Below are 21,695 nucleotides of genomic sequence, written 5' to 3'. Positions count from 1 at the left end.
AAAAGAGCGAAATTTCGCTCTTTTATTATTTTTTAACTTCTTGAAATTGTTTTTCTGTAATTATTCCTTTTTCAACCATTTTAGAAAGCCAATCAATAATTTCATGCTTTTCTTTAGATTTTAATTTTGAAAGGTTAATTGTTGAATAATTTCCAATATCATTTTCTATTCCATATTTTTCAGTTATAGCATCCAAATAATCTATATAAGCTTTTTCAAAGTGATATTTTTCTGCCATTATTTTTGAATAAACCATTAAAGAATCTGTTCTACCTTCAAAATTTGAATCTTTTAAATGATAAAATAATTCTGAATAAGCTTCTTCATCACCAAGTTTCTTCACTTTAGTAGTAATCGAATCGTAATTATCAGAAATTGAATTCATTGTTATTACATTCTCATGAATTACAGGTGTAACAATATTGTTTTCTTTTTTACAAGAAAACAATAAAATATAATAACAAATGAAAATATATTTCTCTTTTTTAATGATTACAATACTTTTATTTCGAATACTTTTTCATCATTCAAATAACCTTCTAAGGTATCTTTTGAATTGATTTTAGAAACTCCCGCTGGTGTACCAGTAAAAATTAAATCACCTTTTTTCAAGGTAAAATATTTAGAACATTCAGCAATTAAGGTATTGATATGAAAAATCATATCTTTTGAATTTCCTGTTTGTACATTTTCTCCATTTCGATCTAATTTGAATGTAAGATTTTCTAAATCAAAATTTTCTTTTGGATGAAAATCAGAAGCAAATGCAGAACCATCAAAAGCTTTCGCAATTTCCCAAGGAAAACGCTTTTCTTTCAATTCTTGTTGTACATCGCGCGCTGTAAAATCAATTCCTAAACCGATTTCTGAAAAATAACGATCTGCAAATTGAGGTTGAATCATTTTTCCAACTCGATCAATTTTAATTACAATTTCCGTTTCAAAATGAACTTCTTTCGTAAAACTTGGAATAACAAAAGGAAAACCCTTTCTTAAAATGGCCGAATCTGGTTTCATAAAAAACATAGGCGATTCTGGAATTGGATTATCTAATTCTTTTGCATGTTCGACGTAATTTCGTCCGACACAAATAATTTTCATCGCTTAAAAACCGTTTTGTAATTTGATTCGAGTAAAAACTTTCTTTGTATATAAAGGAAAATCGGCATTCTGAATCCACGCATAATAACCTGGATCTTTCGCAAAGATATCCGTCACAACTTGTCCTTTATACTTGCCAAACGAAATAATTTCTTGGTCTTTATCATTGTACTGAATAAATCCAGCTAAATCAGCCGTTTTGCGTTGAGAAGAAAATTCGCTCAAAAATTTATTGTCATTTTCAAGCTCGTCATATTTCTCGATTTGCGCCATCAAAACTTCGTAAGTCGCAATTGTATCAGCTTCCGCAGAATGTGCATCAATCAAATCTTTATCGCAATAATACTTATAAGCAGCGCTTAAATTGCGAGGTTCCATTTTATGATAAATCACTTGCACATCAATTGGACGATGTTTTGATAAATCAAAATCAAAACCATTACGTAATAATTCTTCTGCTAAAAGTGGAATATCAAAACGATTTGAATTATATCCTGCCAAATCAGAATCTTTAATCATTTCCATAATCGCAGGGGCAAGTTCTTTGAAAGAAGGCGCATCGGCAACATCTTCGTCAGAAATTCCGTGGATTAAAGTTGTTTCTGGTGGAATTGGAATTCCAGGATTAACTTTCCAAGTTTTTACTTCTTTTGAACCGTCTGTCAAAGCTTTCACGATAGAGATTTCAACAATACGGTCTTTTGAAACATTAGTTCCAGTTGTTTCTAAATCAAAGAAACAGATATTTTTAGTTAATTTCATTTTGTAATTTCTTTTCTAAAAATGATTGAGATAAGGATGTACAATAAGATGATTAGCGGAATTGCAGCAACTTGCAACCAAGCCACTAAACCTAATGTAATGATTAAGAAAATATATTTATAATAATTTTCTGCCCAACTCAATCCTTTAAATTTTAAGGCAAATAATGGTAAATCGACAATTAATAAAACACTAAATACAATAGAAACGGCAATTAATAAATACGGATCAAGAGATGGATTTATAATTTGTCCATTATTGTAATAGATAGAAAATAATGAGAAAATAAATAAGGTATTTGATGGTGTTGCCAAACCTTTGAAATACGTTGCTTGATCTTCATCTAAATTAAATTTTGCTAATCGTAACGCCGAAAAAGCAGGAACTAAAAAAGCAAATAATGAAATTGCAGCAATTTTTAAATTCTCATTTTCATAAATAAAATCAGTTGAAAAATGATTAAACATCGAAAATAACATCAATCCTGGTACAACACCAAACGAAATACAATCTGCCAAAGAATCCAATTCTTTTCCAATCGGGCTACCAATATTCATTAGTCGTGCAACCATTCCGTCCAAAAAATCAGCAACTAATGAAATCAACATCAAAACCATCACAATTGTAACTGTGGTAGTTGTGATTTGAGCATTGCTCGAAATCATGAAAATGGCTGATAATACACCACATGAAAGATTAAGTAGTGTTAGAAAATTTGGAATTGTAAATAATTTCATAAATGAATTTTTCATCGCAAAAATACAAACAAAAATTAATCTGAATCCTTTTTAAACACAATAAAACCACTATTTTTGAGTTTTTATATTCGTAATTCATCAATTTTGAAAAAGACATTCCTTATATTATCTGTTCTGGCAAGTCAATTTGCTTTTTCTCAAACCACACGCAAATATTCGAACGAGTTTTTGAATATTGGTGCAGATGCGCGCTCGTTTGCAATGGGTAATGCGGTTGTGGCGAATATTGGAAATGCAAATGCGGCTTATTGGAATCCTGCTGGATTAACGGAAATTACCTATGATTGGGAAGCTGCAGCAATGCATGCTGAATATTTTCAGTCGATTGCAAAATTTGATTATGCGGCGGTTGCAATTCCGTTGAGAGAAAGTAATTCTACGATTGCATTTTCGTTTACACGTTTTGGTGTTGATAATATTTTGAATACAACAGAATTGATTGATAATCAAGGAAATATTAATTACGATAAAATCTCTAAATTTTCTACAGCAGACTATGCTTTAACAATGTCTTATGCGGGAAATGTCTTTAATAATAAAGATATTCAGTTTGGTGCAAATGCTAAAATCGTTTATCGACATATTGGGAAATTTGCGCAAGGATTTGGTTTCGGTTTAGATCTTGGTTTGCAATATCGTACCGATAATAAAATGTATTTTGGTTTGATGGCACGAGATATTACAACAACTTTCAATGCGTGGAGTATCAATAAACAAAAGGTAAAAGAAATCACGATTGACGAACCAAATAATGAAGGTGAGCCAACAATTTTGAATGATTTACCTGGAGAGAATATCGAATTAACAATGCCTAAATTGCAATTTGGAGTTGGAAAACGTTTTGATTTTAATGAACGAGTTTCGTTATTGGGAGAGGTTGATATGAATATCGAATTTCAACAAACGAATGCCGCAATTTCTGGAAAAGGATTTTCGATTTCGCCACAAGTTGGTCTTGAATTAGGTTATGATGACATGGTTTTTGTACGTGGAGGATTGAACAATTTACAGAAGATTTCGCAATTTGATGGAAAAGATAAAACTCAAATTCAGCCAAATGTTGGGGTAGGTTTCAAATACAAAGGAATCTCGATTGATTATGCTTTGACAAACTTTGGAGACAGCGGTTTAGGATTATATTCTAACATTTTCTCAGTCCGTTTCGAGATGGATAAATGGAGATAAATAAGTTTTACTCATAATTATATTGATAGGTATATTTTTCTGAATATTGATATTTTATACTCTGTCAAGTGTTTCCAAAAGCGTTTTGGCATCATTTGGATTAGTAACATAGAATTTTTCCTTGTTTCAATTGTTGTCCAATTAAAATAAGACTTCCACAATTCTTGGTATAAATTCTCTTTTACATCAAAATAATAATTAAAGGTAAAACATTATATTTTGGATCAGTTTTCGCAAAAAATAAATCTTAATTAATCTTTTCAAAACGAATAAATATCGCTGAAAAAGTTTAACAAAAAATTTAATCGTACTCCAAATTGATTAAAAGTTCAGTTTTTAATCGGCTGATAAAATTACAATCTAATTCAGCAAGAAGAATATCAATTAATTGAGACAAAAAATCGCGGTGAATATAGTTAAATACAAAGGTTTTTTCATTTGTCATAAAATAAAAATCAAAATGACTAAAATAACCTGAAATTGATTTAATCTCTAGTGTTGGAAGTTCTTCGGGTTGAAAAAAATCACTTAATTTTGCACGATAATCATGCATTTTTTTGATAGAATTTGAATTAATATCAACATATTCCAAATTTAAATCTTCAATTTCATCTGAATAAAATTGAAACAAAAATTCATTTTTAGGATAATCATTTATGTACAAATTGAAACGATTATCTTTTTGGTATAACTGAAAAAGTCGATTAAATTCTTGCACATTATTGATCATAATAGATGAAGTTAAATAATTGATTTGAATAAATTTAAAAACATTTAGTTAAATAATCAAATAAAAAAGAGCCAAATTAACTTGGCTCTTGTATTTCTAGTAACGTATTGTTCTTGTTGTATTTGAAATTGGTTGATCAATATCTTTGACGAATTGTGTTCGTTTGACCCAATTTTTATGATTATCATATTGATATTTAATCGTGGAAATATTCTTTACTTTTCCTGCTTCATCAATCACAGTTTCTTCAATAATATTATTGTTTTCATCAAATTTGCGAATATATTTATTGACTTGTTTATTGTCTTTGTCCACATAATTTTCCTCTATAGGATTGCCTTTCGCGTCGTTTTTATAATTCAACGTATAATTTCCTTGGTTATATTTCACCAATGTTTTGACTAAAAATCCATTTTGATATTGAAACGTTTTTTCGATAAAAACATCAGAATCTTCCAATAAATTAGTTTCTCTTTCGTAAGTTACATTCTGATTTTGGTCTAATTTGTATTCAGTTTTAGAAACATTGACATCATTTTCGCTTTTCGTGACAATGTAACCGTCTGTTGTATATTCATAATCAAAATTGAAAACTAAACTTTCGTCATTGTTTTTCATTTCTCTCGAAATCAATTTATTCGATTCATTATAATTAAATATTTCAGCAAAAGTTTTATTTCCAGCTTCATCAAAATAATCACGTTTTGTCGGATTACCATCTTTATTATACGTTGATTTTGTGTAATATTCCGTTTCATAACCTTCAATAAACTTCATGCGAATACGTGCTTTTTGCATCGATTCTTCGATAAAAGTTGGATTTCCTAAAACATCATTTTGTTGTAATTCAGATTTTTGAGCAAATGCAAAACCTGAAAATAATATGGTAATTAAAGCAATGTTTTTTAACATATGTTGTATTTTTTTTTTTCTTGAATAGAAAGATTAACCAAAATTAATTCAAAAATGTAAATTTCTTGATCTATTTAAAGGTGAACGTAAAAACTAGAACTTATATTTGAAAAAAAAATAAAAAAATGAGCACAAAATTTAAACTTTTAGGAAATCAACCAGCATTTATCGATTTATCATTGTTATTAGTACGTTTAGCTGCTGGTGGATTTATGTTTACACACGGATTCGGAAAATTGCAAAAATTAATCAATGGAAATTTCGAATTTGGAGATCCAATTGGACTTGGACCAGAAATTTCTTTAGGTTTAACTGTTTTTGCGGAAATACTTTGTGCTTTTTTAGTTTTGGTCGGATTATTTACTCGTTTGGCGGTAATTCCACTAATCATTACAATGTTAGTTGCTGTATTTATCGTGCATGCAGATCATGATTTTGGTAAAAAAGAATTGGGATTATTCTACTTAATCAATTATTTAGTTATATTTTTATCAGGCGCAGGAAAATATTCTTTAGACAAATTGATACTTAAAAAATGATAAAAACATTAACCTATAGTTTATTGATTTGTTCTTCTGCATTATTTGCTCAATCAAAAAATATGAAAAACATTGTTTATACGCCATTAGCAAAGGCAGAATTAACATTAATAAAAGAAAAGAAATCCTATGATCCTTTTCGTGTTTTATTAACAACTTCGGATGCAGATACAAAAATCTTAAAATCAACTTCTATTGATATTGATCCAAAAGATCCATTAATCAAATTATTGGCCGATCGTATGTATGCAACGGTTCAAGACGAGGCAAGTAAAGGTGTTGGTATTGCAGCTCCACAAATTGGAATTAATCGCAACGCGGTTTGGGTGCAACGTTTTGACAAAGAAGGCGAACCTTTTGAGTTTATTATCAATCCAAAAATCACGTGGTATTCGGACATTGTTCGTCACGGTCGCGAAGGTTGTTTGTCTATTCCTGATATTTTCGGAAAAGTGTATAGAAGCTTGGTTCTTCGATTGGCATATTATGATTTGGATGGAAATTTTCATGATGAAACAGTTGAAGGTTTTACAGCGGTTATTTTTCAGCACGAATACGATCATTTAACAGGAACGTTATTTACAGATCGAATGAAAGAGCAAGAAAATCTAAATTACGTGAAAGCTGAAGTGATGAACGATGTTTTTTACTTGAAAAAGACTAGTTCTTTTACAGATGACGACGACGATGAAGATTAAAAATTTCTTAAAACCTAGAAATTATTATGCTTGGCATAGTTTTTAGTTTAATTTTGCAAAAACTTATTTAGAAAATTGTTAGCATACACTACATATAATCATCCAACGAGCACAGAATGGGTGACTTTTGTTCATGGAGCAGGAGGAAGTTCTACGATTTGGTTCAAGCAATTGCGTGAATTTCGCAAACATTTCAATGTTTTGTTAATGGACTTGAGAGGACATGGACGTTCTAAGAAAAACTTGAAAGCGCTTTTCGAAAAACGTTATACTTTCAAATCAGTTTCAAAAGATGTGATTGATGTTTTAGATCATTTAAATATCGATAAAACACATTTTGTTGGGATGTCTTTGGGAACGATTGTGATTCGACAATTGGCAGAAGATTATTCGGAGCGATTCAAATCAATGGTGATGGGAGGCGCAATTATGAAAATTAATTTTCAATGTCAATTTTTGATTAACGTTGGAAATACATTCAAACATATGTTGCCTTATTTAATCTTGTATCGAATTTTTGCTTTCGCTATCATGCCAAAGAATACGCACAAAGAGTCAAGGCTATTATTTATCAATGAGGCGAAGAAATTGTATCAAAAAGAATTTTTGAAATGGTTCAAACTTACTGCGGATGTCAATCCATTGCTAAAATGGTTTCGAAAAGTTGAATTGAATATTCCGACTTTATATGTGATGGGAGCAGAAGATCATATGTTTTTGCCTTCGATTCAGGAATTAACAAAAGCACATACCAAACATTCAGAATTGATTGTTATCGAAGATTGTGGACATGTCGTGAATGTCGATCAACCACAAATTTTTAACGATAAAGTAATTGAATATATTCATCGAATTAAATAAAATAAACTAAAAAAAGCTTCCAATTGGGAAGCTTTTTTTAGTTTATTTTGATCTTTTTTCTAACAAATCTGGGCGACGTTCTTTTGTACGTTCAACTGCTTTTTCATACAACCATTCTTCAATTTTAGGAAAGTTACCCGAAAGTAAAACATCAGGAACTTTTAGACCTTTATATTCGGCTGGACGCGTATAAATTGGTGGCGCTAACAAATCATCTTGAAACGAATCTGAAAGGGCAGAAGTCTCATCACCAATTACGCCAGGTAATAAACGAATAATAGAATCAGCCAAAATAATTGCGCCAAATTCTCCACCAGAAAGCACATAATCGCCAATCGAAATTTCTCTTGTAACATACATATCTCGAATACGTTGATCGATTCCCTTATAATGTCCACAAATCATCATAAGATTTCCTTTCAATGACAAATCATTCGCAATTGTTTGATTCAACGTTTCACCATCTGGTGTCAAATAAATAATTTCATCATAAGTACGTTCATCTTTCAATTTCGAAATCATTTTGTCCAAAGGCTCACACATAATCACCATTCCAGAAGTTCCTCCATACGGATAATCATCTACATGACGATAACGTCCTTTTCCAAAATCTCTCAAATCGTGAACATGAATTTCAGCTAAACCTTTGTCTTGTGCACGTTTCATAATCGAAGCAGAAAATGGACTAACTAATAATTCGGGTAAAACAGTGATAATATCTATTCGCATACTGCAAAGATATTTGTTTAGCTACGTTTGCGCAAGTTTAAATCTATTTTTTGAATTTGATTGTTTTAACTGAATTTATAAATTCTTCTTGTGATCCCACAAGAAATTAATCCAAATAATATGATGAATGACAAATATTTTAATTGATTATTCAAATGATTGATTTTCTTTTAAAATTAATAAATACAATTGATATTATTCATTAGCCTTATTCAAATGAAATCGAGTAAATTTGTCTAAAATTTTAATCAAATGTTTTTATATAACAGACATAGACGACTACGCAAAAATGAATCAATTCGTAGTATGATTCGCGAAAATCATTTGTCACCAAACGATTTTATTTTACCAATTTTTATGGCTGAAGGAGAAGGTGTGAAGGAAGAAATTGCTGCAATGCCAGGTATTTACCGCCAATCACTTGACAATACTGTAAAAGAAGTAAAAGAAATTTGGGATTTAGGTATAAAATCAGTTAACATATATTGTAAAGTTAGTGATAACTTAAAAGATAACACAGGTAAAGAGGCTTGGAATCCAAACGGATTGATGCAAAATACAATCAAAGCAATTAAAGATGCTGTTCCAGAAATGATTGTAATGCCTGATGTTGCCTTAGATCCATATTCAATTTATGGTCACGACGGAATCATCAAAAATGGGGAAGTTATTAATGACGAAACTGTTGATGCTTTGGTAAAAATGACGTTATCTCATGCAGAAGCTGGTGCCGATTTTGTTGCACCTTCTGATATGATGGACGGTCGAATAGGAGCGATGCGCGCTGCTTTAGAGGAAAACGGTTTTCATAATGTAGGAATTATGACGTATGCTGCGAAATATGCATCGTCTTTTTATGGACCTTTCCGTACTGCTTTAGATTCTGCACCAGTTGATTCTCAAGAAATTCCGAAAGACAAAAAAACCTATCAAATGGATTACCATAATTCACAAGAAGCGTTACGCGAAGCAATTGCAGATGTAGAAGAAGGTGCAGATATTTTGATGGTAAAACCAGGAATGGCTTATTTAGATATTGTGAAATTAGTGAAAGATAATTTACAAGTTCCAGTTTCTGTTTATCAGGTTTCAGGTGAATATGCGATGATAAAAGCTGCTGTAGAAAAAGGTTGGTTAGATAATGATAAAGTTATTTTAGAGTCTTTAACTTGTTTCAAAAGAGCAGGAGCAGACCTGATTTCAACTTACTTTGCAAAAGAAGCTGCGCGATTATTAAATGATCAATAAATTAGTTCAAAATAGAAATAAAAAACCACTTCATTTGAAGTGGATTTTTTATGCTTTAAAGCGAATAATTAACCATTTTCGCTGTAAATTGTTGTTTTTCTAATGTAGATAGAAAATATTTTTGTTCAGCTTCAGCTTGTTCTTTTTTCTGATAATTCTTTTCGTAACCCGTTTGAATTTCTTTTAAAGAACCAATCGTTCCATTTTTCAATAAATAATTCTGAAACTTTGTATATCTATCTGCCAATTTGCCGTAGATATCTTTGTTATCGATGTTTGCTTCATAAACATCTGTCACATAAACTTCATTATCTTGTCCATAAGCGATGGAAAAAAAATAATAAGTTTGGTTATTCTTTGTTTGACTGAAAACCACCCCAGTAACAAAGAATAAAAATAGTACTAAACCTTTTTTCATTCAACCAAAATTTGAGCACGCAAGTTAATCATTATAACTTAATTAAAACCCTTGTTGTGTGATTTTATATTATTCGGTATAATTTTTTTATATTTGTGTCCTAAAATTGACTCAAAATGTTTCAAAATCTTCAGGATAAATTAGATAAAGCATTACATACCTTAAAAGGAAAAGGACAAATTACAGAAATTAACGTTGCAGAAACCGTAAAAGAGGTGCGTAGAGCCCTTGTTGATGCCGATGTTAGTTATAAAGTTGCAAAAGATTTTACAAATACGGTAAAAGAAAAGGCTTTAGGTGAAAACGTAATTACGTCGCTTAATCCTGGACAATTAATGGTAAAAATTGTTCATGATGAATTAGCAAAATTAATGGGAGGTGAGGTTACTGAACTGAAAGTAGACGATAATCCGACAATTATTTTGATTGCTGGTTTGCAAGGTTCTGGTAAAACAACTTTTTCTGGTAAATTAGCTAATTTCCTAAAAACTAAGAAAAACAAAAAAGTATTATTAGTTGCTGGTGATGTTTATCGTCCAGCTGCCATCAATCAGTTACAAGTTTTAGGAGAGCAAATTGGTGTAGATGTTTATGCTGATTTAGAAAACAAAAATCCTGTAGAAATTGCTCAATCAGCGATTGCACAAGCAAAACAAAATGGAAATAATGTAATTATTGTCGATACAGCTGGTCGTTTGGCGATTGATGAGCAAATGATGGATGAAATTCGTCGCGTTCACCAAACAGTTAATCCTACCGAAACTTTATTTGTTGTAGACTCTATGACAGGTCAAGATGCGGTGAATACTGCAAAAGCTTTCAATGAAGTATTGAATTATAATGGAGTTGTTTTAACAAAATTAGACGGTGATACACGTGGTGGAGCTGCTTTAACGATTAGAACTGTTGTTGATAAGCCAATCAAATTTATTTCTACTGGTGAGAAAATGGAAGCTTTAGATGTTTTCTATCCAGAACGTATGGCGGATCGTATTTTGGGAATGGGTGACGTTGTTTCGTTAGTAGAGCGTGCTCAAGAGCAATTTGACGAAGAAGAAGCAAAACGTTTGCAAAAGAAAATTGCAAAAAATAGCTTCGATTTTGATGATTTCTTAAAACAAATTCAGCAAATCAAACGTATGGGTAATATGAAAGATTTGGTTGGAATGATTCCTGGAGCTGGAAAAGCGTTGAAAGATGTAGATATTGACGACAATGCTTTTAAAGGGGTTGAAGCGATTATTCACTCAATGACGAAAAAAGAGCGTAAAAATCCAAATATTATCGATAATTCTCGTAAGAAAAGAATTGCAGCTGGTTCTGGAACATCTTTACAAGAAGTGAATCAATTATTGAAACAATTCTCTGAAATGGGAAAAATGATGAAATTTATGAATTCTGCAAATGGTAAAAAGATGATGGAAACAATGTCTAAAAATATGCCTGCAGGTGGATTCCCAGGAATGCCAAAAATGTAATAATAATACAATAATTTATAGTATATTAAAACCTCTAATTGTTAGAGGTTTTTTTATTTTAAACTAAATATATTATGTTAAATAGATTTTTCTTAATAGTTATTTTTTTCGGAATTTTTATAAACTGTCTTAATGGAGCTAGAGAGAAAGATGGTATAATAGTATATTATAATTATACAAAAGATGATGAGCTAGAGTGGAAATTAAATGACTATGAATACACATATTCTATAAACTTTATTTAAAAAGTAAATATAGAAATTAATCAATTTGATGATTATGCGGAAACAGAGTATGGAGGTTCATATCAATTTAAATTAGAGAAGAAAGACATAAAATTGTATAAAAGTTTACAAAATAAATTATCAAAAATTATTTTTGTAACAGACACAATAAAAAATAGTTATTATGGACATATTATAGTTTTAAATAGTTTGCAAATTATATTGTTCTAAAATATATTCCTAATCTAAAACCTTCAAAGTTGTATAGATAATCCCAAATAATAGGTAGACGACATTATTCAACTTTACATAATATATATTATAATAATAATATTTCATAGAAATATTATTATTAATAATCTTTATTATGTTAAATAAAGTATTTTATTAAGCTCTTTTATATATCCATTATTTATAATTTTAAATGTTGATTTCCCTAACAACAGTTTCTTCTACTAATTCATTTTGTTCTAATCTTCCTCCAGGCAATTCCCATTCGTTTCTATTGTTTTTAACTAACAAATATTTTCCATTAATTATAACGATTCCTTTTACAGAAATTGGAATTAAATATTCTTTACTCATTTTATTAAAATTTGGTTTTGTAAATGCCCAACGAATTTTAACTGGTACTGTGACGGATGAAAATGGTCAAAAATTATCTAACGTTCAGGTTCAGGATCCTCAAACGAAACGATGGACACAAACAAATTCGGATGGCTTTTTTACAATAGAATTAACGAACGAGAATACTAATTTGTCTTTTTCTCAAAAAGGAAAAGAAACACAAGAAATTGTTGTAGATTCTTCAGAAAATAACGTTTCGATTGTGTTATACAATCAAACTTTACGTTTGGAACAAGTTGATATTTTCCCAAAAAAAAAGAAAGAATATTCCGAGATTACGCTTGGTAAAGAAGCAATAGAAAATGTGCAAGCGTTTTCGTTAAACGAAGTTTTGCAACAATTACCAGGACAAGTAACAATGGATTTTAATAATAACGAGTTCAAAAATGTTGTTTTTAGAACTGCGATTTCTTCAAATAATTTGGGATTATCAGGAAGTTTGTCAAGTAATACAAATAATGATCGCAAAGATTATTTTCAGAATAAAGCGTTTGGGACGTCGATTGTAGTCAACGATATTCCAATTTCGAACAATGAAAATATGCAAGCGTTTACTTCCTTATCTGGTGGTGGTTTCAATGATTTTAATAACCCTAGTTATGGTGTTGATTTACGTCAAATTACAACTGCTAATATCGATGAAGTAAAAATTATTCAAGGAATAGCTCCTGCAAAATATGGTGATTTAACTTCAGGATTAATCATCATCAATTCTAAAGTTAGTGCAACTCCCCTACGCGCTTCCATTTCGATGTTAGATGCGACGACTGAATATAATATGTCAAAAGGTTTTAAAATTAATGATAGAAATTTCTTGAGTTTGTCGGGTAATTATTTGGCTTCTAATGAAGATGTTCGCGATAATTTAAAATCCTATAATCGTATAACAACAAATGCGGCGTGGAAATCATCAAACAAAATCAATACATTGGTTAATACTTTAGAAGGAAGTTTCGCAATCAATAATGATAAAATAAAATATGATCCAGATGATATTTCGGATCCTAAAATAAAGAATGACAAGTTTTCGATTCGATTATCTAATAATCTGAAATGGAACTTGAAAAAAGATTGGATTGATGCTTTGAATGTTGATGCAAATATCAGTTATGAAAAGCAAAATTCGAAAGAAGAACGTTGGAATAATGTCGCAACTGCTGCGGTTACAACTTCTACGGAAAATGGAATTTCGGATGCGATATTTTTACCAAATCAATACACGTTTGTCAAAAATGTAGAAGGAATTCCGATGTCTACTTTCTTAAATATAGAAGGTGTGAAAAATTACGAATCTAAAAATAATTGGAACCATACTTTTTCTGTTGGTTTATCTTCTCGATCAAGCTCTAACAAAGGTCGAGGGACATATACGGACGAAAATACAACGCCTAATTATTATACATTAAGCGGTGCAAAAGGTGGTTTAGGTTATCGTGATTATAATTTCAAAAATACCAAAACGCAATGGCAATTATCTGTCTATGCAGAAGATAGAATTGTGAAATTTGGCGAAAATGACAATGTTTTCAAATTAGATTTAGGATTTAGATTCGATAATCAGTATGGAAATAACACATTTCAACCGCGTATAAATACATCTTATGCGTTCAATAAAGTGTTTAGAATTCGTGGTGGATACGGTATTGCTTCTAAAGCACCTTCGTTAAATCAGCTATTCACGGGAGATCGAATTTATGATCGTTTATTGGGTGATGGAATTTATTATGTCAACAATAAACAATATGGGTGGATTGAAACGTTTCTTTTGGAAGGAAATAACTTAAACTTGAAACCAAGTAGATCTTACAATTCAGAAATTGGTTTTGATGTTAATTTACCTTTTGGATCATTAAATGTAACAGGGTATTATAATCAATTGAAGGATGGAATTTCAAGAGTTGATCATGTAGCAACTTTAGAAGGTTCTACAATTAGTGTCGACACATCTACTTCTAATCCAACTTATTCTGTTATTGGGAAAGAAGCCTATCAAATTATTTATAATACTTTGGAAAATAATTTAGAATCGACAGATAAAGGTATTGAAATGTTTATGAATTTTAACCGAATCAAACCTCTAAATTTAGATATTTCAGTGAACGGTTCGTATACAAAAACTACAAATAATAAGCCTGTTTATGAATATGAAGCTTCTACAAATGTTTTAGCAAAAGAGAAATATGCTGTCTATTATAATCCAAAATCGAATGATGAAGCTTTGATGTTTGGAACAAATTTTAATTATCATTTAAAAAAAGTTGGATTGATTTTATCTCTTCGTACAGAACATATTTTTATTCAAAATCACGGTAAATACAACAATAGAAATCCAATTGGTTACTTAGATGAAAATTCTGTTTATCACGAAATTCCTGTCGAAGATCGAGGAAATACAGAATTATACGGACATTTGATTAAAGCTCCACAAAAAACATTAGCAGAATTACAAAATTCATTGCATAATTTTCATTTACGTATTTCGAAAGATTTCTTAAATGGATTCAAAGTATCTGTTTATACAACAAATGTTTTTGGTTTAAAACCTACTTATATCAACGATTCTGGTGAAAGAATTGTTTCAAAAATCGCAAAATTTTCATTGGGAGGTAAAATTGAATATACTTTCTAATTCTAAACAATTTCAAAAAAGATTATTATGTTAAAAAAATATATACTTCTCACTCCTATTTTAGCAAGTTTATTATTTAATTCTTGTTCTGATGATGATTTTGGAAATTCAGCGGTTCAACCCGTTACATTTACAACAAAGGTTACTTTTGATAGCGATTTTGATGCTTCAAAATTACCTGTAAATGCGAAAACAATTCTAAAAAATATACAAACCGGAATGACGTATGAAGCGGTTACAAATAATAATGGTGAAGCGGTTTTTCCACAATTAATACCGGGAACATATTCAGCAAATGTTAGTTTTTCCTTGACTCCAGCAGAGTTTGAAAATTTATTTGGATATGATGCAGGAACGGAAGACAATATTGAGTTTAATGGATCTGCGCAAAATGTGAGTGTAAATTCATCAAATATTTCAATTGGAATCGAGTTGAATTCTGCTAAAATTATTGGAGGTTTAATCTTGAAACAAATCTATTACGGAGGTTCTGATATCAAAGAAGGCGCTTTGTTTAGAGATCAATTTATTGAGATTTACAACAATTCGAATGAAGTAATTTATGCAGATGGTTTAATTTTTGGGCAATTATTTGGCGCAAATACAGTCGAATCTCAACCATATTCCCAAGCAAATGGACAATTAGATTGGTCCAAAGGTGAAGGAAATACAAAAGGTGCAGAAGCAAATACAGGTTATGTGTATGTAGCGAATGCGGTTCGTATTCCAGGAAATGGAACGACTTATCCAGTTCAACCAGGACAAAGTATTACAATTGCGCAAACGGCGATAAATCACAAAGGAAATTACACCGATGCAAATGGTAAAGTAATCGAAATTCTAAAACCAGAGTTGACGGTCGATTTATCAAATGCAGATTTTGAGGTAAATATGACGAGCTATTTAGGTTCTCAATATTCATATGATATTCAAAATCCTGCTGTTCCAGATTTAGATATTGTTTGGTGGGCAAATGGAAATAAAGATTTATTGTTAGACAATTTAGGTCGTCAAGCTTATATTCTTTTTAGAGCTGATGAAAATGATTTAAATGGTTTTGGAAAAGTTAAAAATCCATCAAATAAAACGACGTATCAGTATTTACAATTGCCGAATGATTTTATTTTAGATGCTGTAGAAACAACACAAGACATGGGAACTAAATTGGTTCCGAAAAAATTACAGAACAAACAAGATGCTGGTTACGCCTACTTAACAGCAGGATCTTATACATCAACATCTATTATTCGTAAAACTCAAAAAACAATTAATGGTCGTATAATTTTGAAGGATACAAACAATTCGACAAACGATTTTGTAAACATCAAAGCTGAACCAAAGATTTTTGCGCAATAGAAATTAAAAAACATGAAATCAATTGATTTAACAACATACGATAACAAATTATTGAAAATTGTTTCTTTTGCTTGTTTACTTTTAGGAAGTACATCATTTGCGCAAGAAAATGATTCGATAAAAGTGACTTCTAACGAAGCTGAACAAGTTATAAAAGATTTGAATTGGCAATTACCTGTTGCAACGCATTCTTTACCGATTAAAGATTATACGCATACGGGAATTTATTTCAGTCATAAAAACAATCAATTTGCGCGTAAACAAACAGCCGAAGAAACAAATCGTTATGGTTTTTTGAGCGAAGGTTTGTACACAACTGAAAATGGTTTTAGAATTTTTGGAATGATCGATTTACAGAAATTCAATGAAAAAAATCTATCATGGAATCTTTCTGACGAGCGCACAGATGAGCAACAAGTGCTTTCTCCACAATATTTCTACGTTCCGCGTGCAGCAGATTGGGATAATCAGCAATATTTAATTCGTGGTGGAGTTTCGAAAAATTTTGAAAACTTAACATTAGCTGCAAAAGCTGAATTGAATGTCAACAAAATGGCGCGTAAATTAGATCCTCGTCCAGAGATTAAAAACAATCAATTAGTTGGAGAAATTCAAGTTGGTTATGAACTTTTTGAGGGACATCAGATTTTTGTGTTAGGTTCATATGGTCGAAAAGATAAAGATTATAGTCTAAAGTATAAAGGTAGAAATCAAGATGTAGAAGAAAATTCGAATACCTATTTGCGTTACATGGCTGGTTATGGTCGCGAAATTAATAATCCATTGAGAAATAAAATAGATAACGAAAAAACAATTTACGAATATTTTACACGAAATATCATTTCTAAAATCGGTGGTGGATATCAATTTAATTCAGACAATACAAAGTTGATTTTAGGTTACAATTACCAAGAAAATCAACAGCGAATGTATGATAGCAAAACAAAAGAAGATAAGTTCTTTATCTATGTTTGGGATATCAACGAGCATTTTGCTTATGCGAATTTTATGACAAAATTTGATAACAATACAATCAATACACGTTTAGATTTTTCGAGAAAAGATGGTGAAAATTACGATGTTTCTATCGGTGGAATGAATTATCAAAATCGTTTACAAAATCTAAATTTTGATGTTAACTTAGCTAATCGTGATGTTACGAAAATGAATTATTTTCTTGGATTCAAAACAAGCTATAATCAGAACAAATATTACGATGCTTTAGCTATTTATGACATGAAAATTAAATCGTTAGATGTTGGTATTTATGGAAATAAAGATTTAATGTTGAATGATAATTCGAAAATAAATATTGGTTTAGCTTTTAATTATTATGCTTTATTGGATTCTTATTTTGATTATACAAAAATGACTGGAATCAACGAAGATACTTTCTATGACAATGTAGCGGCTTATGATTATGCGTACAATACAACCAATCATTTTGATGCTTCAACTTCTATTCGCTACATTTTACCTGTAAAAAACAATAAAACAATCGAAGTATATACGCAGTTAAAAGGTATATTTGCAACAAATAAGAGCAATTTTACCGAAATCAATACAGATAATACGTATTTAATGAATTTCGGAATTCAATTAAATTATTAGAATGAAGATGAAAAAAATGCTTCCAATCGTTGCATTTGGTGCGACTACTCTATTTTATGCGTTTAACAGTAACAAAATAATCGATCAAGGTTATACAGTTACCGAATTACGTGCATTGTATAGTAGCGGAGATCAGTCAAAATGGCCTAAACCAACTGTTGACGAAAGTGTTTTGAAAGATGGTTTTGAAGATATTGGTACATTAGGCGAAGTTCCTTTTCCTAAAGATAATCCGTATTCTAAAGAAAAAGCTGAGTTAGGAAAATCCTTATTTTTTGATCCTCGTTTATCAAATTCAAATCAAATTTCTTGTGCAAATTGCCACGATCCTGAGCTGAATTGGGGTGATGGTCGTCGTGTTCCTTATGGCGAAGATCGACAATTGGGAGCGCGTAATTCGCCGAGTTTGATGAATGTTGCTTACTCAAAAGTGATGTTTTGGGATGGTCGTGCAAAAACATTGGAAGAACAAGCTGAATTTCCGATTCGTGATAAAAAAGAAATGAATCATCATATTGATTTTGCAACAAAACGAATTGCTGAAATTAATGGTTACAAAGAATTATTTAAAGCTGCTTTTGGTGACGAAAAAGTAACGAATGACCGTATTACAAAAGCAATTGCAACCTTTGAACGTACGATTTTATCACCAAAAAATAGATTTGATAAATTTATTTCAGGAAAATCGGATGAATTAACTGATCAAGAAATTGAAGGTTTACATCTTTTCCGTACAAAAGCGCGTTGCATCAATTGTCACAATACAGCATATTTTTCGGATAATAAATTTCATAATATAGGTTTGACATATTATGGTCGAGAATACGAGGATTTAGGATTATACAATACAACTAAATTGGCTAAGAATGTTGGTGAATTCAAAACACCTTCATTACGAGAAGTTCCTCAAAATGCTCCTTATATGCACAACGGACTTTTTCCTACGATTCGTGGTGTAATCAATATGTACAATGCAGGAATGTTCCATTTTCAACCAAATGAGAAACAGAAAATGATTCATTATTTCCGAAAACAACAGAGTTAGTTCAGAAATTGAATTTAACTGCTTCGGAAATGGATGCATTAGAAGCTTTTTTGATGAGTTTGAAACAGAATCAATACAAAATGCGTCCACCGCAATTACCGAATAAATAACAAATTATAAATAAAAAACGACTCAATAATTGAGTCGTTTTTTATTTTGTATAGTTTTAATTTTCAACTAAAATTTTTAATTGATTTTGAATAAATACTTGACTCAAATTATTATTGAGTTCATTATATTTTGATTTTAACACTTGATTTTTAGACGATTTGTAAACAGAAGCATCAACTTTATCAAACTTATATTTTGTTTCTGTGGTTTCAAAAGATTGTTCAGAAGTTTTTACAATTTCAATTAAAGAATTGGTCAAATCTTTCAATAAATTTAATTTTTTTATTTCAAGATTAACGAGATCATTTAATCGTTTTTCCTCTTTATCTTTTTGCACTTCATTTAATTGTAATTCAATTTTTTTCAATTCTCGTTGTTGCGCTGTATTTCCTCTCGAATAAATTGGAATAGAAAGATTCAATCCAATATATTGACTTTTGTTGTCTTTTAATTGATTTCCAAACTGAAAATTAGTATCCGCCAAACTCTTAATTTTCTGCGCATAAAAAGTTCCGTAAGAATAATTCAAGAAATTTCTTTGTATTTACGTTCGATTGTGTAAGATGAAAGCGCAAACAATCCAAATAATGCGATTGTAATCACAATAACATTTAGAATTTTGAACATTTTCTCTTGTTTTGTGTAATTCTCATACGAACGAGCAAATTGCTTATCAACAAATTCATATTCAAATGGATAATCTTGATTAACTTTAGCTTTCCAAAACGTTTCAATGTTATCGATGGTTTCTTTTGTATCTTCTGTGTCTATTTTAATCAGTATATTTTGAAGATTGGAAGGCATCCACTTTACAACTTTAAAATGAAAAAACATCATTGGTCTAATCTTAGCCTGTGGCTCTCCCAAATTAAAATCTTTTATTACTCCAACCAGTTTTAATTTTTGATTATTCCAATCGAACTCGTCATTTAACTTTAATGTTTCTCCAAAATGTTTTTTTGCGGTTTCATTAATAAGAACACTGGAAATTGTATCAGATGAGATTTTAGGATCTAAATCTCGTCCTTCTTTTACTTCAATTTTCATCATGTTTAGAAAGCCAAAGTCAATCGCCATATTATCTGTTACCAATTGTTTATCTTTTACTCTAAAACTTGTGTTGGATATTGCTCCACCGGAACCAAACTTAAATGCCGTTGCATTAATGCTTTGTACGCCTTTAATTTTTGCTAAATCTTGCTGGAAACTTTCGTAAAAATTGAACTTATTTTCTCCTAAATCCTGTCTTTTAAACGGAATACTAATCACTTGATCTCCTGAAAATCCCAAATCTTTTTTTGCAATATGATTCATTTGTTGAATAACAAGAGTTCCAGCTACAATAAAGAATGTAGCAATAGAAAATTGTAAAATCAACATTCCATTTCGTAACCAAATTCCATTCTTGCTTCTTGAAAAATTCCCTTTTAGAACGTTAAGCTCTTTAAAATTTGACACATAAATGGCAGGAAAAATTCCGGCAATAATCACAACTACAATGAAAATCGCTACAAGATATGGGATAAACGGGATAATTTCTATTTCCAGGTTTTTGTCAATCAGCTGATTATAACTGGGTAAACCTACTTCAACCAAAGCCAAAGCAACCACAAATGCCAAAACAGTTGTAATGGTTGTTTCTACAATAAATTGGACAACAATATTTCGTTTGGTTGCTCCAACCACTTTTCTGATTCCTACTTCTTTTGCTCTTCTAATTGCTTGTGCAGTGGAAAGGTTAATATAATTGATGATGGATAAAATTAAAATCAGATAAGATAATCCCAGGTTAATCTGTAAAAACAGTTTGTTTCCCATTCCTTCCGGAAGTCTTGAAACTTTGGCATTTAATCTCGAATCTTTTAAAGGCTGTAATTGTACTTTAACAGGTTCGTATATCTTTGAAAATTCTTCTACTGAAACTCCTTCTCGTTGCGCATTTTTAACTGTATTATTCTCATAAAATAATTGTGTAGCCAGTTTCTCTACTTCTAGTTTGTCTGCAGGATTTTTAAGCTTTATAAATAGTCCTGTGCCATAATTTCCCCAGTTATCCTTAATATCCTCTAAACGTGAATAAATATTAGAAATAACCATTTTAGGTTGAAAGCTTGTGTATTTTTCTGCTTTAAAAACACCATAAATCGGCATCTTTATTCCATCATATGTTGTCAAGATTTTCCCTACAGGGTTTTCTTTACCAAAGATTTTGATTGCTTCACTCTCTTCTATTGCAACACCATATCTGTTTTTGCGAAAATCATCTACACTTCCTTTTATAAACTTGAATGGAATAAAATCAAAAAAATTCTGATCTGTACTAGTAATTCCAGTAACATAAACTTTTTTATTATTGACGTAATAAGTTTCTTGCCCATACCAACCTTCAAACCAACAATAACTTTCTATCTTATCTGATTTTTCTTTTAAGTAACGAGGCAAAGGTTCAACACTTGTAGGCCAAGTTTCTCCACCTCTCTGAAATACAGTTAATGTTTCAAATACGCGACCAATATTCGGATTCCATTGATTGTAACTCGTTTCATCTTTCCAATATAAAGTCGAAAAAATAACACCAGCAATTCCGATAGCTAAACCAAGAATTGTAAGAAATGTAAACCCTTTATTCTTGATCGTATTTCTTAAGTATATTTTAAGCCAATTTTTTAGCAT

General features: G+C 30.6%; 21 protein-coding genes and 1 pseudogene. 10 read left to right on the top strand and 12 right to left on the bottom strand.

Annotation, left to right across the window (positions count from 1 at the left end):
• Positions 1-25: 25 nt before the first annotated feature.
• The 4 genes from HXZ69_RS01965 to HXZ69_RS01950 form a co-directional block, all read right to left on the bottom strand.
• Complete coding sequence (locus HXZ69_RS01965; RefSeq protein ID WP_286494836.1) at positions 26-385, bottom strand: hypothetical protein; 360 nt, start codon at positions 383-385, stop codon at positions 26-28.
• 107 nt (positions 386-492) lie between these two features.
• A complete protein-coding gene (locus HXZ69_RS01960) occupies positions 493-1,101 on the bottom strand; it encodes a fumarylacetoacetate hydrolase family protein (protein WP_115000569.1) in 609 nt (202 codons plus the stop codon).
• 3 nt (positions 1,102-1,104) lie between these two features.
• Positions 1,105-1,863 carry a 3'-5' exonuclease gene (locus tag HXZ69_RS01955; protein WP_038334216.1) on the bottom strand — a complete coding sequence of 253 codons (759 nt, stop codon included), beginning with the start codon at positions 1,861-1,863 and terminating at the stop codon, positions 1,105-1,107.
• Positions 1,860-2,600: a CDP-alcohol phosphatidyltransferase family protein gene (locus HXZ69_RS01950; RefSeq protein WP_286473582.1), complete on the bottom strand. Its 741-nt coding sequence runs from the start codon at positions 2,598-2,600 to the stop codon at positions 1,860-1,862. Before HXZ69_RS01950 ends, HXZ69_RS01955 begins: the two co-directional genes overlap by 4 nt.
• Positions 2,601-2,705: 105 nt before the next feature.
• Here HXZ69_RS01950 and HXZ69_RS01945 point away from each other — a divergent pair, with 105 nt between their 5' ends.
• Entirely contained in the window at positions 2,706-3,806 is a 1,101-nt protein-coding gene (locus HXZ69_RS01945) for a putative type IX sorting system protein PorV2 (RefSeq protein ID WP_286494835.1), read from the top strand.
• A 17-nt stretch (positions 3,807-3,823) separates the two neighbouring features.
• Here the strand turns inward: HXZ69_RS01945 and HXZ69_RS15280 are convergent.
• From HXZ69_RS15280 to HXZ69_RS01935, 3 genes and pseudogenes are all read right to left on the bottom strand, one after another.
• Positions 3,824-3,985 (bottom strand): annotated as a pseudogene (locus tag HXZ69_RS15280) (DUF4130 domain-containing protein); the annotation flags it as partial.
• 122 nt (positions 3,986-4,107) lie between these two features.
• Positions 4,108-4,536, bottom strand: a complete 429-nt coding sequence (locus tag HXZ69_RS01940; protein ID WP_286494833.1) for a hypothetical protein — start codon at positions 4,534-4,536, stop codon at positions 4,108-4,110.
• 96 nt (positions 4,537-4,632) lie between these two features.
• Positions 4,633-5,448: a hypothetical protein gene (locus HXZ69_RS01935; protein ID WP_038335805.1), complete on the bottom strand. Its 816-nt coding sequence runs from the start codon at positions 5,446-5,448 to the stop codon at positions 4,633-4,635.
• A 125-nt stretch (positions 5,449-5,573) separates the two neighbouring features.
• On the opposite strand from HXZ69_RS01935, the gene HXZ69_RS01930 reads away from it, so the two are divergent.
• The 3 genes from HXZ69_RS01930 (at position 5,574) to HXZ69_RS01920 (ending at position 7,546) form a co-directional block, all read left to right on the top strand.
• The gene (locus HXZ69_RS01930) at positions 5,574-5,987 is read left to right on the top strand and encodes a DoxX family protein (protein ID WP_180904370.1); all 414 of its coding nucleotides are present in this window, start codon (positions 5,574-5,576) and stop codon (positions 5,985-5,987) included.
• Positions 5,984-6,685, top strand: coding sequence for a peptide deformylase (gene def, locus HXZ69_RS01925; RefSeq protein WP_219034603.1), 702 nt, complete (start codon positions 5,984-5,986; stop codon positions 6,683-6,685). Before HXZ69_RS01930 ends, def begins: the two co-directional genes overlap by 4 nt.
• A 75-nt stretch (positions 6,686-6,760) precedes the next feature.
• A complete protein-coding gene (locus HXZ69_RS01920) occupies positions 6,761-7,546 on the top strand; it encodes an alpha/beta fold hydrolase (RefSeq protein ID WP_125349375.1) in 786 nt (261 codons plus the stop codon).
• 42 nt (positions 7,547-7,588) lie between these two features.
• Here the strand turns inward: HXZ69_RS01920 and trmD are convergent, their stop codons facing one another.
• Positions 7,589-8,275 (bottom strand): tRNA (guanosine(37)-N1)-methyltransferase TrmD, encoded by a 687-nt coding sequence (gene trmD / locus HXZ69_RS01915; protein ID WP_286494832.1) that lies wholly within the window; start codon positions 8,273-8,275, stop codon positions 7,589-7,591.
• 252 nt (positions 8,276-8,527) lie between these two features.
• Here trmD and hemB point away from each other — a divergent pair, with 252 nt between their 5' ends.
• Positions 8,528-9,523 (top strand): porphobilinogen synthase, encoded by a 996-nt coding sequence (hemB, locus tag HXZ69_RS01910; protein ID WP_038334133.1) that lies wholly within the window; start codon positions 8,528-8,530, stop codon positions 9,521-9,523.
• Between the two features lie 55 nt (positions 9,524-9,578).
• On the opposite strand, the gene HXZ69_RS01905 is transcribed toward hemB, so the two are convergent.
• A complete protein-coding gene (locus HXZ69_RS01905; RefSeq protein WP_219034601.1) occupies positions 9,579-9,941 on the bottom strand; it encodes a hypothetical protein in 363 nt (120 codons plus the stop codon).
• Between the two features lie 116 nt (positions 9,942-10,057).
• On the opposite strand from HXZ69_RS01905, the gene ffh reads away from it, so the two are divergent.
• Positions 10,058-11,419 (top strand): signal recognition particle protein, encoded by a 1,362-nt coding sequence (gene ffh, locus HXZ69_RS01900; RefSeq protein WP_219034600.1) that lies wholly within the window; start codon positions 10,058-10,060, stop codon positions 11,417-11,419.
• A 644-nt stretch (positions 11,420-12,063) separates the two neighbouring features.
• On the opposite strand, the gene HXZ69_RS01895 is transcribed toward ffh, so the two are convergent.
• Positions 12,064-12,228 (bottom strand): NUDIX domain-containing protein, encoded by a 165-nt coding sequence (locus tag HXZ69_RS01895; protein WP_219035308.1) that lies wholly within the window; start codon positions 12,226-12,228, stop codon positions 12,064-12,066.
• 49 nt (positions 12,229-12,277) lie between these two features.
• Here HXZ69_RS01895 and HXZ69_RS01890 point away from each other — a divergent pair, with 49 nt between their 5' ends.
• From HXZ69_RS01890 to HXZ69_RS01875, 4 genes are read left to right on the top strand one after another with little or no spacing between them, the layout of a single operon-like run.
• Positions 12,278-14,899, top strand: a complete 2,622-nt coding sequence (locus HXZ69_RS01890) for a TonB-dependent receptor (RefSeq protein ID WP_286494829.1) — start codon at positions 12,278-12,280, stop codon at positions 14,897-14,899.
• Between the two features lie 27 nt (positions 14,900-14,926).
• Complete coding sequence (locus HXZ69_RS01885; RefSeq protein WP_286494828.1) at positions 14,927-16,255, top strand: DUF4876 domain-containing protein; 1,329 nt, start codon at positions 14,927-14,929, stop codon at positions 16,253-16,255.
• A gap of 12 nt (positions 16,256-16,267) precedes the next feature.
• Positions 16,268-17,866 (top strand): DUF6850 family outer membrane beta-barrel protein, encoded by a 1,599-nt coding sequence (locus HXZ69_RS01880; protein WP_286494827.1) that lies wholly within the window; start codon positions 16,268-16,270, stop codon positions 17,864-17,866.
• A 1-nt stretch (position 17,867) separates the two neighbouring features.
• On the top strand, positions 17,868-18,911 hold the full coding sequence (locus HXZ69_RS01875; RefSeq protein WP_286494826.1) for a cytochrome-c peroxidase: 1,044 nt from the start codon (positions 17,868-17,870) through the stop codon (positions 18,909-18,911).
• 166 nt (positions 18,912-19,077) lie between these two features.
• Here the strand turns inward: HXZ69_RS01875 and HXZ69_RS01870 are convergent, their stop codons facing one another.
• Both HXZ69_RS01870 and HXZ69_RS01865 read right to left on the bottom strand, forming a co-directional pair.
• Positions 19,078-19,551, bottom strand: a complete 474-nt coding sequence (locus HXZ69_RS01870; RefSeq protein ID WP_286494825.1) for a TolC family protein — start codon at positions 19,549-19,551, stop codon at positions 19,078-19,080.
• Positions 19,548-21,695, bottom strand: coding sequence for an ABC transporter permease (locus HXZ69_RS01865; RefSeq protein ID WP_286494824.1), 2,148 nt, complete (start codon positions 21,693-21,695; stop codon positions 19,548-19,550). The genes HXZ69_RS01870 and HXZ69_RS01865 overlap by 4 nt, the downstream gene beginning before the upstream one ends.

It is taken from the genome of Empedobacter sp. R132-2, from assembly GCF_030324375.1.
GTDB lineage: Bacteria > Bacteroidota > Bacteroidia > Flavobacteriales > Weeksellaceae > Empedobacter > Empedobacter falsenii_B.
This window is presented reverse-complemented; position numbering and strand designations above follow the sequence as displayed.

Bases quoted from the DNA above. Each gene is read 5' to 3' on its own strand.
- HXZ69_RS01965 (WP_286494836.1), bottom strand. From the start codon at position 385: ATGAATTCAATTTCTGATAATTACGATTCGATTACTACTAAAGTGAAG.
- HXZ69_RS01960 (WP_115000569.1), bottom strand. From the start codon at position 1,101: ATGAAAATTATTTGTGTCGGACGAAATTACGTCGAACATGCAAAAGAA.
- HXZ69_RS01955 (WP_038334216.1), bottom strand. From the start codon at position 1,863: ATGAAATTAACTAAAAATATCTGTTTCTTTGATTTAGAAACAACTGGA.
- HXZ69_RS01950 (WP_286473582.1), bottom strand. From the start codon at position 2,600: ATGAAATTATTTACAATTCCAAATTTTCTAACACTACTTAATCTTTCA.
- HXZ69_RS01940 (WP_286494833.1), bottom strand. From the start codon at position 4,536: ATGATCAATAATGTGCAAGAATTTAATCGACTTTTTCAGTTATACCAA.
- HXZ69_RS01935 (WP_038335805.1), bottom strand. From the start codon at position 5,448: ATGTTAAAAAACATTGCTTTAATTACCATATTATTTTCAGGTTTTGCA.
- HXZ69_RS01930 (WP_180904370.1), top strand. From the start codon at position 5,574: ATGAGCACAAAATTTAAACTTTTAGGAAATCAACCAGCATTTATCGAT.
- def (WP_219034603.1), top strand. From the start codon at position 5,984: ATGATAAAAACATTAACCTATAGTTTATTGATTTGTTCTTCTGCATTA.
- trmD (WP_286494832.1), bottom strand. From the start codon at position 8,275: ATGCGAATAGATATTATCACTGTTTTACCCGAATTATTAGTTAGTCCA.
- hemB (WP_038334133.1), top strand. From the start codon at position 8,528: ATGTTTTTATATAACAGACATAGACGACTACGCAAAAATGAATCAATT.
- HXZ69_RS01905 (WP_219034601.1), bottom strand. From the start codon at position 9,941: ATGAAAAAAGGTTTAGTACTATTTTTATTCTTTGTTACTGGGGTGGTT.
- ffh (WP_219034600.1), top strand. From the start codon at position 10,058: ATGTTTCAAAATCTTCAGGATAAATTAGATAAAGCATTACATACCTTA.
- HXZ69_RS01895 (WP_219035308.1), bottom strand. From the start codon at position 12,228: ATGAGTAAAGAATATTTAATTCCAATTTCTGTAAAAGGAATCGTTATA.
- HXZ69_RS01885 (WP_286494828.1), top strand. From the start codon at position 14,927: ATGTTAAAAAAATATATACTTCTCACTCCTATTTTAGCAAGTTTATTA.
- HXZ69_RS01880 (WP_286494827.1), top strand. From the start codon at position 16,268: ATGAAATCAATTGATTTAACAACATACGATAACAAATTATTGAAAATT.
- HXZ69_RS01875 (WP_286494826.1), top strand. From the start codon at position 17,868: ATGAAGATGAAAAAAATGCTTCCAATCGTTGCATTTGGTGCGACTACT.
- HXZ69_RS01865 (WP_286494824.1), bottom strand. From the start codon at position 21,695: ATGCTAAAAAATTGGCTTAAAATATACTTAAGAAATACGATCAAGAAT.